Source organism: Lysinibacillus sp. NPDC096418, from assembly GCF_044762775.1.
Classification (GTDB): Bacteria; Bacillota; Bacilli; order Bacillales_A; family Planococcaceae; genus Lysinibacillus.
In genome coordinates this window covers 1-17,084 of the sequence record NZ_JBIWEY010000029.1, presented here as the reverse complement: position 1 = coordinate 17,084, position 17,084 = coordinate 1, and the positions used below count along the sequence as shown (strand labels likewise).

11 protein-coding genes, 1 pseudogene and 1 riboswitch are annotated in these 17,084 nt (G+C 37.1%); of the genes and pseudogenes, 10 read left to right on the top strand and 2 right to left on the bottom strand.

Annotation, left to right across the window (positions count from 1 at the left end; all coding sequences use genetic code 11):
• The first annotated feature begins 25 nt into the window (after positions 1-25).
• The 6 genes from gcvPA to ACIQZG_RS18090 all read left to right on the top strand — a co-directional run bounded on the left by gcvPA (position 26) and on the right by ACIQZG_RS18090 (position 9,606).
• Positions 26-1,372 (top strand): aminomethyl-transferring glycine dehydrogenase subunit GcvPA, encoded by a 1,347-nt coding sequence (gene gcvPA / locus ACIQZG_RS18115; protein ID WP_402756869.1) that lies wholly within the window; start codon positions 26-28, stop codon positions 1,370-1,372.
• A complete protein-coding gene (gene gcvPB / locus ACIQZG_RS18110) occupies positions 1,365-2,828 on the top strand; it encodes an aminomethyl-transferring glycine dehydrogenase subunit GcvPB (RefSeq protein WP_402756868.1) in 1,464 nt (487 codons plus the stop codon). Before gcvPA ends, gcvPB begins: the two co-directional genes overlap by 8 nt.
• An 894-nt stretch (positions 2,829-3,722) precedes the next feature.
• Positions 3,723-4,220, top strand: coding sequence for a serine protease (locus tag ACIQZG_RS18105; RefSeq protein ID WP_402756867.1), 498 nt, complete (start codon positions 3,723-3,725; stop codon positions 4,218-4,220).
• A 132-nt stretch (positions 4,221-4,352) separates the two neighbouring features.
• Positions 4,353-5,006, top strand: coding sequence for a hypothetical protein (locus tag ACIQZG_RS18100; protein WP_402756866.1), 654 nt, complete (start codon positions 4,353-4,355; stop codon positions 5,004-5,006).
• Positions 5,007-5,820: 814 nt separating this feature from the next.
• Positions 5,821-6,363 carry a hypothetical protein gene (locus tag ACIQZG_RS18095; protein WP_402756865.1) on the top strand — a complete coding sequence of 181 codons (543 nt, stop codon included), beginning with the start codon at positions 5,821-5,823 and terminating at the stop codon, positions 6,361-6,363.
• 357 nt (positions 6,364-6,720) lie between these two features.
• A complete protein-coding gene (locus ACIQZG_RS18090; RefSeq protein ID WP_402756864.1) occupies positions 6,721-9,606 on the top strand; it encodes a hypothetical protein in 2,886 nt (961 codons plus the stop codon).
• A gap of 77 nt (positions 9,607-9,683) precedes the next feature.
• Here ACIQZG_RS18090 and ACIQZG_RS18085 read toward each other — a convergent pair whose 3' ends face one another.
• Complete coding sequence (locus ACIQZG_RS18085; RefSeq protein WP_402756863.1) at positions 9,684-11,024, bottom strand: amino acid permease; 1,341 nt, start codon at positions 11,022-11,024, stop codon at positions 9,684-9,686.
• 194 nt (positions 11,025-11,218) lie between these two features.
• A riboswitch (glycine riboswitch) is annotated at positions 11,219-11,295 on the bottom strand.
• A 521-nt stretch (positions 11,296-11,816) separates the two neighbouring features.
• A complete protein-coding gene (locus tag ACIQZG_RS18080) occupies positions 11,817-12,200 on the bottom strand; it encodes a rhodanese-like domain-containing protein (RefSeq protein WP_402756862.1) in 384 nt (127 codons plus the stop codon).
• Positions 12,201-12,326: 126 nt separating this feature from the next.
• Here ACIQZG_RS18080 and ACIQZG_RS18075 point away from each other — a divergent pair, with 126 nt between their 5' ends.
• The 4 genes and pseudogenes from ACIQZG_RS18075 (at position 12,327) to ACIQZG_RS18060 (ending at position 16,882) form a co-directional block, all read left to right on the top strand.
• Positions 12,327-13,157: a lipoate--protein ligase family protein gene (locus tag ACIQZG_RS18075; protein ID WP_402756861.1), complete on the top strand. Its 831-nt coding sequence runs from the start codon at positions 12,327-12,329 to the stop codon at positions 13,155-13,157.
• A 201-nt stretch (positions 13,158-13,358) separates the two neighbouring features.
• Positions 13,359-15,929, top strand: a complete 2,571-nt coding sequence (locus ACIQZG_RS18070; RefSeq protein WP_402756860.1) for a vitamin B12-dependent ribonucleotide reductase — start codon at positions 13,359-13,361, stop codon at positions 15,927-15,929.
• A gap of 86 nt (positions 15,930-16,015) precedes the next feature.
• Positions 16,016-16,447: pseudogene (locus ACIQZG_RS18065) on the top strand (TnsA endonuclease N-terminal domain-containing protein); the annotation flags it as partial.
• A 255-nt stretch (positions 16,448-16,702) separates the two neighbouring features.
• The gene (locus ACIQZG_RS18060; RefSeq protein WP_402756859.1) at positions 16,703-16,882 is read left to right on the top strand and encodes a hypothetical protein; all 180 of its coding nucleotides are present in this window, start codon (positions 16,703-16,705) and stop codon (positions 16,880-16,882) included.
• Positions 16,883-17,084: the final 202 nt, after the last annotated feature.

Here is a 17,084-nt window from a genome sequence, read left to right as displayed (position 1 = left end):
AATTTGAAAAGAGGGACCTACACTTATGAAACATCGTTATTTACCAATGACGGAGCAAGATCAAAAAGAAATGTTAGACGTAGTTGGTGTATCGTCAGTCGATGAGTTATTTGAAGATATTCCAGAAAAAGTACGTTTCCAAGGCCTTTACAACATTAAAAAAGCAAAGTCTGAATCAGCGCTTTTAAAAGAATTAACAGCACTTGCAGCAAAAAATAAAGACACAAATGCAAACGTATCATTCCTTGGTGCAGGGGTTTACAACCACTACAAACCAGTTATTGTAGATCACGTTATTTCTCGTTCAGAGTTTTACACAGCGTATACACCCTACCAACCGGAAATCTCTCAAGGTGAATTACAAGCTATCTTTGAGTTCCAAACAATGATTGCAGAACTTACGGGAATGGATCTTGCAAACTCATCTATGTACGATGGTGGTACAGCTTTAGCAGAAGCAGGTATGCTTGCTGCTGGTCATACACGCCGCAAAAAAATTCTTGTATCAGAAACGGTTCACCCAGAGTACCGTGATGTTGTTACTACATACGCTTACGGTCAATCAATTGAAATCGTAACTATTCCACATAAAGACGGTGTAACAGATGTTGAAGCCCTAAAAGATTTAATCGATGATAATACAGCAGCTGTCATTGCACAATATCCAAACTTCTTTGGTCAAGTTGAAGACTTACAAGTGATTGGTGATATCGCACACGAAGCGAAAAGCTTATTTGTAGTATCTTCAAACCCACTTGCATTAGGGATTTTAACACCTCCTGGAAAATTAGGTGCTGATATTTGTGTTGGGGATGCACAAGTCTTCGGTATCGCTGAAGCATTCGGTGGTCCACACTGTGGATTCTTCGCAGTAACAACTAAATTAATGCGTAAAGTTCCTGGTCGTCTTGTTGGGGAAACTGTAGATGGTGAAGGTCGTCGTGGCTATGTACTAACATTACAAGCGCGCGAACAACATATCCGTCGTGATAAAGCGACTTCGAATATTTGTTCAAACCAAGCACTACTTGCACTAGCAGCTTCAGTTGCGATGACTGCTCTTGGAAAGCAAGGTGTTCGTGAAATGGCAACACAAAATATCGCGAAAACACGCTATGCAAAAAATGCTTTTGAAGCAGCTGGCTTCACAGTAGCATTCCAAGGCGCACACTTTAACGAAATCGTTGTAAAAACAGATAAATGTGTGAAAGAAATTAACAAAGGGTTAATCGAGAAGGGCATTATTGGTGGTTATCCATTAGGCCAAACTTATGAATCACTAAAAAATCACGTGTTAATCGCAGTAACTGAATTACGCACGAAGGAAGAAATTGATGCACTTGTTGCGGAAATGGGGGCTCTCAATGCATAACGAAAATCAATCACTCATTTTTGAAATTACAAAAGAAGGTCGCGTAGGCTACAACTTAGAAGCAATTGATGTGCCAGAGGTAGATCTTGCTGAATTACTTCCTACTAATTTAATCCGTGAAGAAGCGGCAGAACTACCTGAAGTGTCTGAACTTGATATTATGCGTCACTATACAGCACTTTCACGTCGCAACCACGGTGTAGACTCAGGCTTCTACCCACTAGGTTCTTGTACGATGAAGTACAATCCAAAAATAAATGAATCTGTTGCTCGTTTTTCTGGCTTTGCCAATGTTCACCCATTACAAGATGAGTCAACTGCACAAGGCGCAATGGAACTTCTTTATAACCTACAAACTTCTTTAGTAGAAATTACTGGGATGGATGAAGTGACATTACAACCGGCAGCAGGTGCTCACGGTGAATGGACTGCATTAATGATGATTCGTGCTTTCCACGAGGCAAACGGTGAAGGGCATCGTAACAAAGTAATCGTACCTGACTCAGCGCATGGTACAAACCCAGCTTCTGCAACGGTAGCAGGCTTTGAAACAATCACGGTAAAATCTGATGAGAATGGTCTTGTAGACTTAGAAGATTTACGTCGTGTTGTTGGTGAAGACACAGCTGCGCTTATGCTAACAAATCCAAATACACTTGGTTTATTTGAAGAAAACATTCTTGAAATGGCTGAAATGATCCATGCTGTTGGTGGTAAAGTTTACTATGATGGCGCAAACTTAAATGCCGTAATGAGTAAAGCACGTCCTGGCGACATGGGCTTTGACTGCGTTCACTTAAACTTACACAAAACATTTACAGGTCCACACGGTGGCGGTGGTCCAGGTTCAGGTCCAGTTGGGGTTAAAGCTGACTTAATTCCGTTCTTACCAAAACCAGTACTTGTGAAAACAGAAGAGGGTACATTCCACTTCGATTACAACCGCCCACAATCGATTGGTCGTGTAAAACCTTTCTACGGTAACTTTGGTATTAACGTACGTGCATACACATACATCCGTACAATGGGTCCAGACGGCTTAAAAGCAGTTACAGAATACGCTGTATTAAACGCAAACTACATGATGCGTCGCTTAGAGCCATTCTTCGATCTACCATATAACCGTCATTGTAAGCACGAATTCGTATTATCAGGTCGTCGCCAAAAGAAATTGGGCGTGCGTACTTTAGATATCGCCAAACGCCTGTTAGACTTTGGCTACCATCCACCAACAACGTACTTCCCATTAAACGTGGAAGAAGCGTTAATGATTGAGCCAACTGAAACGGAATCAAAAGAAACGTTAGATGCTTTCTGCGACATCATGATCCAAATCGCGAAAGAAACAGAAGAAAATCCATCTATCGTACAAGAAGCGCCGCATACAACAGTCGTAACTCGTTTAGACGAAACACGCGCTGCACGTACTCCTGTGCTTCGTTATCAAAAAGCATAATCAACAAATAAAAAACCGTCTGATGAGTATGAGAATACTTGTCAGGCGGTTTTTGATCAATTCAGAAAAATAAAGTAGTAATTTTTAGTAGAAGATAACTATTTAATTTAAAATTGATACACACTTTAATTAGATGTTATCCCCGACCTTTGTATTACTTGTTGATTGTAGTGAAGGGTGGACGAGTGAAATGGGCTCACCAGTCTCCTAGAAAGTGCCCAGATGGAACGAAAATCAACCTCTAGTTATGGTGATGAGCCAAAATAATTACATTAGTGTTATAAACTTTTTGTACGCAAAGAAGATGGTCTTCTCTAAAAGTAATAGGATTTATGGTCTATATTGAAAGTATAATCAACTCAATAAAGAACTATTTTAGAAAAAATAATCATTATTAACCATTTTTATTGAAATTTGATACTATTTCATCATTTTAAAATTGGGTTTTATGGAATATCAAATATCTTAAGACCTAATGGAATAAACTCTGTGTTCCACTTTTTTATTAATAAACAATCATTGTAATTGTATTTCTCTCTAAAGAATCAAAAAAGTATAATTGTGTTGAATTTATCTATTCTATATAAAAGCGAAATGTAAATATTGACAATAAGATGGGATATTGTATAGTTACGTTGTGAGACATAATGTTATCAATATAGTAAGATATTTTCTTGAGATTTTTAGGATGATTTTAGTTTCGTACATATGTATGTAGCTTTATTACATATTAGATTCAATGAAATAAAAGATCTTTGTGATTTTGCACCCATAACTTCCATTTTGTTACTGATTAGTTTGTAAGTGGTTTTTGTGATGCTGGATTTAGTTATTTATTTTACTATTTACAAATGATTATGCTTGTTTAAATTTCTTTATCAAGGAGACTTGAAGGTGAACTATTTTATATTATCTCAGGATGAGCTGGAGATGACTGATCGCCAATTTCCAGTATTACATAAGTATGAAAATGACTATAACGATTTTATCGAAAAGTCAATTCGGCTACTATCTGATTCGTTTACAAAATTAGTCGGAATATTTGAGCTACGCTTACCGTTTAAATCGGTTGTGCTAATAGATTTACCCAAATTAAGTAGATTGCTATATTGGCCCACTATTCCACCAAAAGCAGCTGGCCTTTCAGCTCAAACCGAATATCATCTGGACGGTGCGCTGAAAAACCTTGTAATTAATAAAGCATTGGCTGCTCCTTATAGCATTTTTAAAATTGACGGTATAAAAGAGGATTATGACATTGTAAATATTGAATACGCAGAAAGTATAATGCGTCGTGCATTTCGAGTTATTCGATTGTTGAAAGTTCAAAACGAAGGAGAAATATGGAAGTTTATCGTTGGTAGACATAGTAAAAAAGGCTCGTTTCCATAACTTGGAGTTGATTTTCGTTCCGATTGGACGTTTTTAGGGGCGTCCGATGACCTGCTCCATTCCAATCTATAATCAAATGTCATCCCCGACTTTTGGTGATGAGCTTAAAAAATCAAAGGGAGAGAAATAAATATGAAGAAAAGATGGATATCGGTAATGTTCGCAGCATTAGTACTTGCAGGCTGTGGGTCAGAGAAAGCCGAAGAAAATGAGAAAAAAGAGAACAAAGCTGGACAGGAATTAAACCAAAAACAATCGACTTTAAAAGAAAATGAGCTTAACCAGTCAGTTGTAAACATTGACGGTGAAGATATTCCAGTAATTGACCAAAGTGTAATGGAGGGGAAAATTACTTTAAGAATGCCAAAGTTATTTTCTATCATGTCACCTGAATTAGCAGCTATTAAGTATCCTTCAGAACAAAGACCGACTGTTATCTATACAGATGAATCGACAACCATCAATCTGGCTTTCAACTTGACAACCAATGCTCTATCAGACAAAGAAGTCGCAGAGTTTCAAAAAGCCATGATCGCTTCTCTTGAGCAGGCTCAACCATCAGCAGAGTGGCTGGACACAGATGTAATCGAAATAAATGATAAAAAGATTGGCATTCTTGAGGTGATTACACCCGCTGCTGATGGGAATATTTTTAATTTTATGTTCTTTGCTTCTCTAGATGGACAAGCCTTAATCGGTACATTCAATTGTATGGAGGACGATATAGAGACTTGGCGTCCAGTAGCGAGGGCCATGGTAGAAACACTTCAATTTGCTGATAATTGAGGTGGATAGCTATTGTCGTATCCATAATTGGCTATCATAATTTGTAGGTACTTCCATTTAACCTAATTAGCATTCAGGACACTAACAAAGAAGATAAATGAGCACGCTACATTATACTTCACTGGCATTGTCCCTGAGGAAGTTTGGGACAAATACCTCCCTATGATTGAGGTCAATTCGGCAAATGATTTATTGAATTGTAGGCACTGCCAGTCTTTTTTTAGAAAATAATAAACAACCTTATTGCACAGCCAGCTCACGGTATATTACCGGGTGCTGGCTGTTTAATTTGGTTTGGATTTTGTGTATTCGATCCAATATTAGAAAATGCTTCTGGTGATGCTGCTAAGCTTTTAATCGAAGAAAATATAGTGAAATTAGAAAAAGATAAAGTATGTAAGGAAAAAGAATAAAGAAATGCATTTAATAGGGTGTCAAAAAATAGAAGCTCTGTACAAACAAATGTATCTTTAAAAAATCTAAATAATACATGATCGATTACGAGTCGTCTCAATTTTGAGACGGCTCTCTTTATATGCGCTTAGCATGGACGTGATCTATGGGGTGTAGGTTCTATGCTAATCGATACTTTAGAAATGTCTATTTCATCACCTAGAAACCAAGGTAAGGTGATGCTTAGCAAAAGTTTTTAATAAAGGCTCTTTTCTTAAAGAGTGTTGTAAAACGAATGAGGGCCCCATATTTAAAAGAGTGTGTTATATTTTGGATTTCAGGAAAAGGCGAATAAAATAGTATAATTAAGCGTAATTTACTTATTTCGTAAGAGGTGCTTGGCTTGTTTAAAAAGAAAATAATGGTTGGACATTCGGTAGATACTTTACTGGGAATTACCGAACACTTAAAGAATAGTAACGTTCCGTTTGATATAGGAATCAAAAATATTTTAAAGAGTTCGTCTGAAAGATTCCGCTCGAAGAATAACGATGAAGTTTACGAAGTGTTTTATACAGTCAAAGTTAGCAAGAAATATATGGAACAAGTAGAAGCTATCGTTACACAGTATGTAACCGAAGATGTAAAGCATTTATATAAAGTGTCGAAAAAGAAAAGTAGAAAATTAGAAAAGAAGGAAAGCCGACCTTATTCAATTTTTTCTTTTATTAACGTTATAGCGATGGTAGCCATCAATGAAGGTAAGAGTGGTGGCCCGGTCATCGTTTCCTATATTGCTTGTGCGGTCCTATTGATGTCTGGGATATTTATGGCGGCAAAATATTACATAGAGATGCAAGGAGAATCGGGCATTTTGAGACTACTCAGTAACATGTTGATTATTGCCGGTATTGGTATGATGTTTTATACCGTTTCTTCTTTTATATCTGTACTTCGATTATAATTATTTCTTTTAAATAGAGAGTTTGTTACAGCGTCTTAAATAAGGCTTTTTGGTCTGCTCTCTCTAATTCACTTACATCGATTTTTTCAAGGGAGCAACAATCAAATCATAGACCTTAACAATAAAATGTATAAAATTCGTTGTTAGTTATGAAAAAATCCTTCCATAATGGGACAAGGTTTAAACTGTAGACAAGCTCAAAAGCCTAATCTACAGTTTTTTGAATTTAATGAAGTTAAAGTGAATCATATCGAGTGAAAAATAACTCTTTTTATGTAGATTATGTGAAACAAATAAAGTTACACGGAATGTTACCGATATAACTCTATAGAAGGATAGAGGAGGACTGAATAAATATTGAATAAAAAATTACTTTTCACAGTAGCGGCTATCCCAGTGGCCTTTGTTGTACCGGCAGTTGCAGTTGCAGGAGCAGAGGAAGTAGCAACTATCAAAATTACAGGACAACCGGTTGTAAACGAAACACTAGAAGCATCCATTGAAGACATAGGAAAACAGATAATCAAGGGGTATCAGTGGTACTATCTTGAAACAGCGAAAACTGGTGATGATACAGGCACTCCAACTAAAAAACCAATTTCAGGTGCAACAACTAAGTCATTTATAGTGCCGCCCGATGCAGCAGGTAAAACTGTGATGGTGGAAGCGACAGCAGAGGGAGGCACCGTATTTAAAAGTGATACACGTATCATTAATCAATTAAAATTAGCGATTACGGAACCTAAGCTTGACGGTTATTCGACTTCAAACTTTGTAGCACCAGGTGAAATAATAAAAGTAGGCGGAGCGAATGTAACAGATACTGCTGGTGCTAAGCTGAAAAATGATCAAATTACATATAGCTATCAGTGGTTTTATCAAGAAGGTGAGGCACTTACAGCCATTGATGGTGCAAAAGGTGCGACTTACACAATTCCTTCAAATGCATTGGACAAAAAGATGATTAATATTGCCGTTAAGGTAACAGCGAAGGTAGGAGCAGCTTTAGTTGTATCAGATATTTCGAATATGCTGACGGTGTCTAATGAGCCCTCAAATACACTGATTACTGCGATTGAAGCGTTACGTATAAACGACAGTAAATATAATGTAACAACTTTTGAAGCATTTAAAGAGACTGTAACGGCAGTAGATAGTCAATATCAAGCCTTAACGGCTCCAGCAAAGGCAAATGTAAAAAATTATGATGTTCTTAAGCGAGCACTTACTGATGTAGAGGCTGTAAGTGCATTGAGTAACAAAGTGAATGAAGTGGACAAAGTTGCTGACAAAGATATGGCGAAGTATCTAAAAGACATTGAAGAGGCCTATGATAAGTTTGATTTATTACAACGCAGCTTAGATGTAGGGGATGAGTTATTTAATAGTATTAAAGGTATTTTGAAAGCCCCTACTGATGTTGCAGATATTGCAGAAGTTAGAAAAATAAATCAAGCAATTACTGCATTATTAAAATATGATAATTTCTTAGTTAAGTACGAAGCTCATAACATTGCGGCATTAAAAGCGTCAATTGAAGCGATTGAGAAGGATATTGCAAACGTATCCAAGAACTACCAATCTACTGTGCAAGATCGGATATTAAATGAAGCGAAGCAAGATATTAAAAAAATTGAACAATTTATTAAACTCTTTGATAAATTAGGAACAAGTAATACACCAAACAAGCAAGTAACAGCTGCTAAATCAATACGTACTGCGTATGAAAAACTAACATACAAGCAACAAAAGCTAGTTCCAGAAGAGTATAATACTAAATTATTAGAAGCTGAAAATGCTGAAGAGAGTCAAATTGAACGTTTAAATAATGAAATTGAGAGTTATCTTGATGACTATAGCTATCCAATTAATCCGTCAGAACAAACATGGCAAGATCATGTGAAAAATGTGAACCGTATTATCGCAGAGTATAAAAGTTTAACTAAAACTTCAGCGGCAAAAATTATTGGCTATGAAGGCATTACGCAATTGCAAAAAGATTTAAAGACTGCAGACAAAATCATTAAGCAAATAAAGGCTTACGATGATCTGTTAAAAGTGACTGGCGTGAAAGAAAGTAAACTACAATCAAGCTATAACAATGCTTTAAAGGCTTATAATAAGCTGACGAGTTTGCAGCAATCTCTTGTCTATAATGAAGATTTGTTATTAAATAATCCGCCGAAAGTGACGGTTGATGATAAAGGTAAAGAGCCAGCCGACAAAGCAGCGGCAGAAGCACTCAAAGCTGATATTGCAAAGTTCGCGGACCTAACAAAGTATTCGTTCACAGAATTAGAAACAGCAGTAAATACAGCAACAACAGCTTATAAAAATCTTTCATCTGCTGCACGTAAACACGTAACGAACTATCATTTATTAACCGCTGCAAGTAAAGATGTTAAGGCTGTAATATCGTTCCACAAAAAAGTGCAGGCTGCTCGTGAAGAGATGGATGTTGCGAAGCAAGCGAAAAAAATTGAGTCTGTAGAAAAGGCTTATGCAAAATTGCCTGCAAATCAGCAGCATTTAGCAAAAGAACAATATCAATCACTACTAGATAATCGTCCTGGAGACAACAATGCACCGGATATTACATCGTTAAATAATAGTATTGGAAAAATCGTATCAAATGATCTATATACAGTGACTGTAGATGAAATTAAAACTCTTTCTACTCAATATAAAAATCTTAGTACTAGTGATAAAAAACTTGTAACAAATTACTCTATTTTAAAAACAGCTGAAACAGATGTGAAAAAAGTAGAGTCATTTATGAATCAGTATAATAAATCGTTTGGTAGTAACCCGACAACAGTTATTAAAGCCTTCGCTAAGCTTACGGCAAAGCAAATGAGCCTAGTGAGTGAAGAGGTGCGCCAAAAGATTATCGAAGCGGAAAAAGGACAACAAGGGTCAAATGAAACGGCATTTGGTTTAGTGGAATCTATCGATACACTTCTTCAAGGTGGTGTATACACAGTCGACTTGCAAGCCAAAGTGACAAGTATACGAGAAGCATATGACAAGCTGAGCTCATCTGAAAAAAGCGTCGTGAAAAACTATTCGAAGTTAACACAAGCTGAGGCAGATTTAAAAAAGGTAGCGGAAGTACATGCTCTATATGAAGCGATTCCCGCTGAAAATGGCGATACTGCCCGTAAAGCTTGGCAAACTGCCTTTGCGAAACTTTCTAAAAAATTAGAGATTCTTTATACGGATATGTATAAAGATGATAAATAAAAAAAGCTAGCACCTTGTGTAGGTGCTAGTTATAGACTGTAGATAAACTCATTTTGAATGGGCTTATCTACAGTTTTTTAATTCTTTCTTTTCACTTTATAAAGTATAAACAGCATGATAAACCAGACAGGCGTTAGTAGCAATGCTGTACGTGTTGCTTCAGAAAAGAACATAATGATTAATAAAAACACAAAGAAACCTAATACTACATAGTTAATAAATGGTGTGAGTGGTGCTTTGAAAATAGATGCTTCATGTAATGCTCGGTTTTTACGTTTGTAAATGATATGAGAGATTAGGATAATGCTCCAAACCCATATGAAACAGATAGCACTAATCGTTGTTACTACACTAAAGGCATTTTCCGGCATCAGTTTACTTAATATTGCACCGATCGACACGACAATTGTAGACACAACCAGTGCGTTTCTTGGTACGCTGTTTTTATTTAATTTTGCAAATGATGAGGAAGCTTGTTTATTGCTTCCAAGGCTATATAACATACGGCTTGTTGAAAATAAGCCACTGTTCCCTGCAGAGGCAGCAGATGTTAGTACGACAAAGTTAATGATCCCTGCTGCAATTGGAATACCTGCTAATGTAAATACCTGTACGAATGGACTACTTTCAGCGGACATTCCATTCCAAGGGTTAATGCATAAGATAACGAATAATGCGCCTACGTAAAACAGTAAAATACGTAGTGGAATTTTGTTGATGGCAGATGGAATGTTTTTTTGTGGATTTGCTGTTTCGGCAGCAGAAACGCCCACTAACTCCACGCCGACAAATGCGAATACAACCATCTGGAAGGCCATTAAAAAGCCCGTGACGCCGTTCGGGAATAATCCCCCATGTGCCCATAGATTTTCAACCGACACGGTACCTGAGCTTGTTTGGAACCCTAAAACGAGCATAATAACACCAATGACAATCAGTGCAATAATCGTAATGATTTTTATCAGCGCAAACCAAAATTCAAGTTCGCCAAAGAGCTTTACCGTTAATAAATTTAATAGTAATAATAGTACTAGGCATCCTATCGCTGGTACCCATTGCGGGATATCAAACCAATAATTTGTATAGACACCTACAGCAATAATATCTGCCATAGCAGTCATGATCCAACAGAACCAGTATGTCCAACCAGTGACATAACCTGCCCATGGCCCAATATATTCAGTTGCAAAATCAGTGAATGATGTGTAGCCTGCATTTGATAATAGTAATTCCCCAAGTGCACGCATAACGAAAAATAATGCAGTCCCGACAATTAAATAGGCGAGGATGATGGAAGGTCCTGCTAAAGCTATTGCTTTACCTGAGCCTAAAAATAAGCCTGTGCCGATCGTACCACCGATGGCAATTAATTGAACATGGCGATTTTTTAATTCTCGCTTTAACTGTTGTTGCTCCAAGTTGACCCCTCCAAGATGATATAAACATTGAAAATAATACATGCAACAAATAAAAAAGAGACTAGTAGCTACACTAGTCTCTTAAAACGTCAGAATAACAAATACCATATGCATACCATAAATATTAGTTTATTGAAGAAATATTTATTGGTAAACATTCAATTGGTATACTTTCTTTCATGAAAGTCTGTCTTTATTACTCATCTGTCCTTTTGCCTGAGATAGTGAACCCTTCGGCGACGCGTTACGCGCTCTCTCCAGAAATTGCTCCTGCTATAGTTTAATCCATAGCATTCATTGCTTATTTTAGTTGATTTCAATCCTATCAACACAAATTTGTATTATAGTAAGATACTACTTATCCTAACAGTGATCTCAATGTAATTCAAGATGTAATTATTGACTCCGTTCTAAAAAAAGGAAAATAAAGTGATTGGATAATACATCTTTACGAAAATGAGCGAAATCAGACTTAATTTTTTTCATAATATTTGGTGAAAATAGTTAAAAAGCTTATGTTAAGGAGCAGCGATAGTCAGAAACTTAATGTGTATCATTTGATTTGTATAAAACAAGATAGGGAGCTATAAGTAGAAGTAGCTTAATATGAGGGTGGATTCTAGGTTAGTTGATTGTAATTTGTTGTTATACACTTTTGTCCAATTCATGAACAAAAACTTGGTGAGGTAGAAATAATGAGCTAATTATTAGACAATAACATTTATATAGAAGAAACTCATATTTTTTCATAAAAAGAGCTAGCATCTAACGATGATGCCAGCTCTTTTTATGTTATTTTTTTGTTTTTACTTTACCAGTCCAAGTGCGGAATCCGCCATCAAGTTGGTAAATTTGGTTGTAGCCACGTTTTTTTAGAAATAATGCAGCACGAGCGCTACGGCCTGTATTTTGACAGTATAGATATACTGGTAAATCTGGGCGGATTTCTTTATGGCGTTGACGTAGTGCAGTAGAAGGAATATTACGAGCTCCAAGGATGTGGCCAGCGTCGAATTCCTTTTGTTCGCGCACATCGATTAATTGAGCTTTGCGATAACCTTCAATAAATTGTTCTTGTGTTAAATTGGTTACAGCTTTTTTTAGACGCATCGCATTAAAACCGATATATGCTATCAAAACCAGTAAAATAACACCAATTGTAATAAGTATTTGCAAAATGTTCTTACCCCTTTCTATCTTCTTAACTATTATAAAAGATGCGGTGGCGATAGTCCAATGAGTTTGATAAAATTAACTACATTATGGATTGAAATGACACATATAAGTGTAGGAGATGACGATATGACAACATGGTATTTTTTAAATTCAGGGAAATGTAGTCCTTCTTTTAATATGGCTTTAGATGAGGCACTGTTGGATTGGCACAGTGAAGGGCTGATTCCTCCAGTCATTCGTTTTTATGAATGGGAGCCAGCAACAGTATCAATTGGTTATTTTCAACGGGCCGAAAAAGATATTAACATAGAGGCAGTTCGGGCGCAAGGGCTTGGTTTTGTACGTCGTCCAACAGGAGGGAGAGCCGTTTTACACGAGCATGAGCTTACTTATAGTATTATTGTAACGGAAAGCTATCCAAATATGCCTGAAACAGTTACAGAGGCTTATCGTGTACTAAGTGAGGGTATTTTACAGGGCTTTCAAAACTTAGGGATGGATGCCTATTTTAGTGTGCCAGCTACGGAAGAACAACTGGCAGACTTGAAAAAGCCGAAAAGTGCAGTGTGCTTTGATGCACCAAGCTGGTATGAACTTGTCGTGGAAGGGAAAAAAGTTGCGGGAAGTGCGCAAACGCGTCAAAAAGGTGTTATTTTGCAGCATGGTGCGATTTTACTAGATTTAGATGAAGAAAAATTGTTGTCAGTATTTAACTTTGACAGTGAAGAGGCTAAGGAACGTATGCGTAAGAAGTTACCAGAGAAGGCGGTATCCATAAATAGTCTTGTTAAGGAACCAGTTTCAATCGAACAATGTGTTGAAGCCTTTCGAGATGGTTTTGCAAAAACATTGCAAATTGAGTTAAAACCATTTACACTTTCTGAGGGGCAATTAAAATATGTACAAGCACTTGAAGAAAAAAAATATGCCAACGATGATTGGAACTTTAGAAAGTAAAAAAATCAGTTTTTAAATTTTTTTTCAGCGTTCAAACCTTGTCAGGACAAGTAGTTAACAAAGTGGCATGAATTGCAAGAGTTGAATTAAAAAACTATATATAGTATCTTTTAAGTTAAGTAATACACAATATGTAGTGTTTAAACGCACATGATATTGTGTATTTATTATTGTAAGGTATAGAATAAGGGAGGCTAAATGATGGTAATCACTAATCATCAACCCGAAGTAAACAAACAAATTGAACAATTAAACAAGGACATTGAACAATTCCCACAAGTCCATCCGGTAACACCAGACATGTACATAACACATAAAGGTGTATCGAGACTTGTCATGATTGATCGCTATTCTTTTAAGGATACGGAAAAGAAAACGCTAAAAGCTGGTGACTTTGTCGTATTAACAGTGAAAGCAGATCCGAAGTTCCCTGCACGTGGTTTAGGGACAATCCAAAAGATTGATATGTCTGCAAAAACAGCAGATATTTTAATTGAGGAAGATTATCGTAGCGTATTAGATGATCCTATAGAGCAAGAAACGGGTGTGATTACGCGCTCAATAGATGTGCTAGAAAAGCCTCTTGAAATTTTTTATGAACAAATTGCTAAACGAAATGCAACAGGTCTTGCTGCTGTAGAAAAAACAGCTGAGAAACGTCAAGAATGGTTTGAAAAGTTTTATGAGCAATTAGTATCACTAAAATTTATTCCAGCTGGCCGCGTTATTTACGGAGCGGGCTCTGAAACAGATGTAACATTCTTTAACTGTTACGTTATGCCATTTGTAGCGGATTCACGTGAAGGCATTAGTGATCACCGTAAGCAAGTGATGGAAATTATGAGCCGTGGTGGCGGTGTTGGGACAAACGGTTCTACACTTCGTCCACGTAACACATTAGCTCGTGGTGTGAATGGTAAATCATCCGGTTCTGTATCATGGCTTGATGATATTGCTAAGCTGACTCATCTTGTGGAACAAGGTGGTTCAAGACGTGGTGCACAAATGATTATGCTAGCAGATTGGCATCCAGATATCGTGGAATTCATTATTTCAAAAATGCAAAATCCACGTATTTTACGATACTTAATCGAAAATACTACAGATGAATCGATTATTCGATTAGCAAAAGAGAAATTAAACTTTAAGCCTTTATCACAGCAAGATGAAGCAATGTATCAAGGTATTGTGAACTATAAATCAATTCCAGGATACGGTGGATTTGATGAGGCAATTATCCGTGAGGCAGAAAATAAATTACGTGACGGTGGTACTTACACGGTTCACAATCCAGAGTTTTTAACTGGAGCAAATATTTCTGTTACATTAACAAAAGACTTTATGGAAGCTGTTGAAAAGGACGAAGATTACGAACTTCGTTTCCCAGCAGTTGAAGAATATACAAAAGCAGAAATGGCCGTTTACAATACTGAATGGCATAAGGTTGGAGACGTTCGTGAGTGGGAGAAGATGGGCTATAAAGTACGCACATACCGCACGATAAAAGCAAAAGAGTTGTGGAATTTAATCAATATCTGTGCAACATATTCGGCAGAGCCTGGTATTTTCTTCATCGATAACGCGAACGAAATGACTAACGCAAAAGCGTATGGACAACAAGTTGTAGCGACAAACCCATGTGGGGAACAACCACTTGCACCATATTCTGTGTGTAACTTAGCAGCTGTGAACTTAGCGCAGTTTGCGAATAAAGAAAATCAAACAGTTGATTATGAAGCATTACGTGAGACAGTACGCGTTGGTGTACGTATGCAGGATAACGTAATTGATGCAACGCCATACTTCCTAGAAGAAAACCGTGTACAAGCTCTTGGTGAGCGTCGTGTTGGTTTAGGTGTAATGGGCTTAGCTGATTTACTGATTTATTGTGAAAAAGAGTACGGTTCTGAAGCTGGCAATGAACTAGTTGATGAAATCTTTAAGACAATTGCTGAAACAGCGTATGAGGCATCGACTGAGCTTGCCAAAGAGCGTGGAAGCTTCCCGTTCTTAGTAGGTGCAACAGATGAAGAAACAGCTCGTCTACGTAAAGCATTTACAGAAACAGGCTTCATGCAAAAAATGCCTGCACATGTAAAAGAGCAAATTTTAGCAACGGGTATTCGGAACTCACATCTACTAACAGTAGCGCCAACAGGTTCTACGGGAACAATGGTAGGTGTAGCAACAGGGCTTGAGCCATACTTCTCATTCACATATTACCGTTCAGGTCGCTTAGGTAAATTTATCGAAGTGAAAGCTGAAATCGTTCAAGAATATTTAGATCGTCATCCAGAAGCAAAAGCAGACGAGCTACCAGAATGGTTCGTGACAGCGATGGCGTTAAAACCTGAAGCGCATGCAGATGTACAATGTATTATTCAAAAATGGATTGATTCTTCTATTTCGAAAACAGTAAATGCACCAAAAGGTTATACTGTTGGACAAGTAGAAAAAGTTTACGAGCGTCTATATAAAGGTGGCGCTAAAGGTGGTACGGTCTACGTTGATGGAAGCCGTGATTCACAAGTGTTAACACTAAAAGCCGAAGAAAATGATATGGATCAACTGTCATTTGGCGAAGATTTAGTGGAAGAACAAACAGAGCGTCCAGTCGTATTAGTCGATACGATTCAAGCGCTTGAATCTACATCCGTAATTGGTTCAGATGTCGGAAATACATGCCCAGTATGTCGTAAAGGAACAGTCGAAGAAATGGGTGGCTGTAACACATGTACAAACTGTGGTGCACAGCTAAAATGTGGACTATAAAATGATTAAAAAGTGTCTATTGTAGATTTGAAATAAAGACGCGATGAAACACCCCTTAGATTATATTAATCTAAAGGGGTGTTTTTATGTCAAAACGAACAAGAACATCTAAGGTGGAAAAATGGATTAAAGAAGGTCGTGGTTCTGGAATCGGCTCAGACTACAAACCTTGGTTAAACATTCAAGATGTTTCTTCATTTGGGCCCTCTACACGTTTAAAAGGGATTAAAACAAGAAGGCAGCATGAGTTTTTATCCGATTTGAAACGGAACTACTTTTATTTAACTGAATATTCTGGTTTTGTTATCGATATTCGAGAGCAATATCCTTTATTACCGTTGGAAGAAACAATTGTCATCGCAGATGAATTAGGTATTAAACATCCTACAAACCCTAAGACTCAAGAGCCGATTGTGATGACAACGGATTTTTTATTAACAGTAGATAAAGGTGAAGGGTTAGTAGAGCTTGCGCGTACTATCAAAATGAAAAATGAACTTTTAAAAGTACGGGGTATCTAAAAATTTGAAATTGAAAGGGTGTATTGGGAACGGAGAGGTATTGATTGGGGCATTGGAAAATTTGCCTTTGTTGACTATTAGAGCAAATGCTTTAAAAAATAATAAACATCCATATGATCACTTAAATCGAAATAGCTTTATTTCGAACCCTAATCGCACCTTCCTCTAAAGAGAAACAAATAGAGGCTGAAGACGAAACAATTACAACAAGTGAAGATGATTTTGAATTAAGCAAAGAGCAAGTTTGACTTAATGGATTACATCTTAATCGTGTCTTTAAGTAATAAAATTCGTGAAGATGAAAAGCTAAGTATCGTGAATTCACTAGTCGAACAATTGCCAAATGAAATACGTGATGCTGTGCAGATTCGCGTGTATCATCTTTCTGACTTAGACACGTACATGTTAAAAAAACCACAAGAAGTCAACTAATATTTTGATAGAGATTAGTTTCGATTAATTATATCTTCAGTAATACTAATCTCACTTATCACATGAAAAGGTTTTAGACAGCAATAGTTGTTATTGCTGTCTTTTTATGGTGCGCCCGGCATGCACATGAACTATAGGGTGTAAGTCCCGAACCCCGAAGACAGAAGTAGAGGTTAGCCAAGAGCAAGGGTGTCCGTGGTGA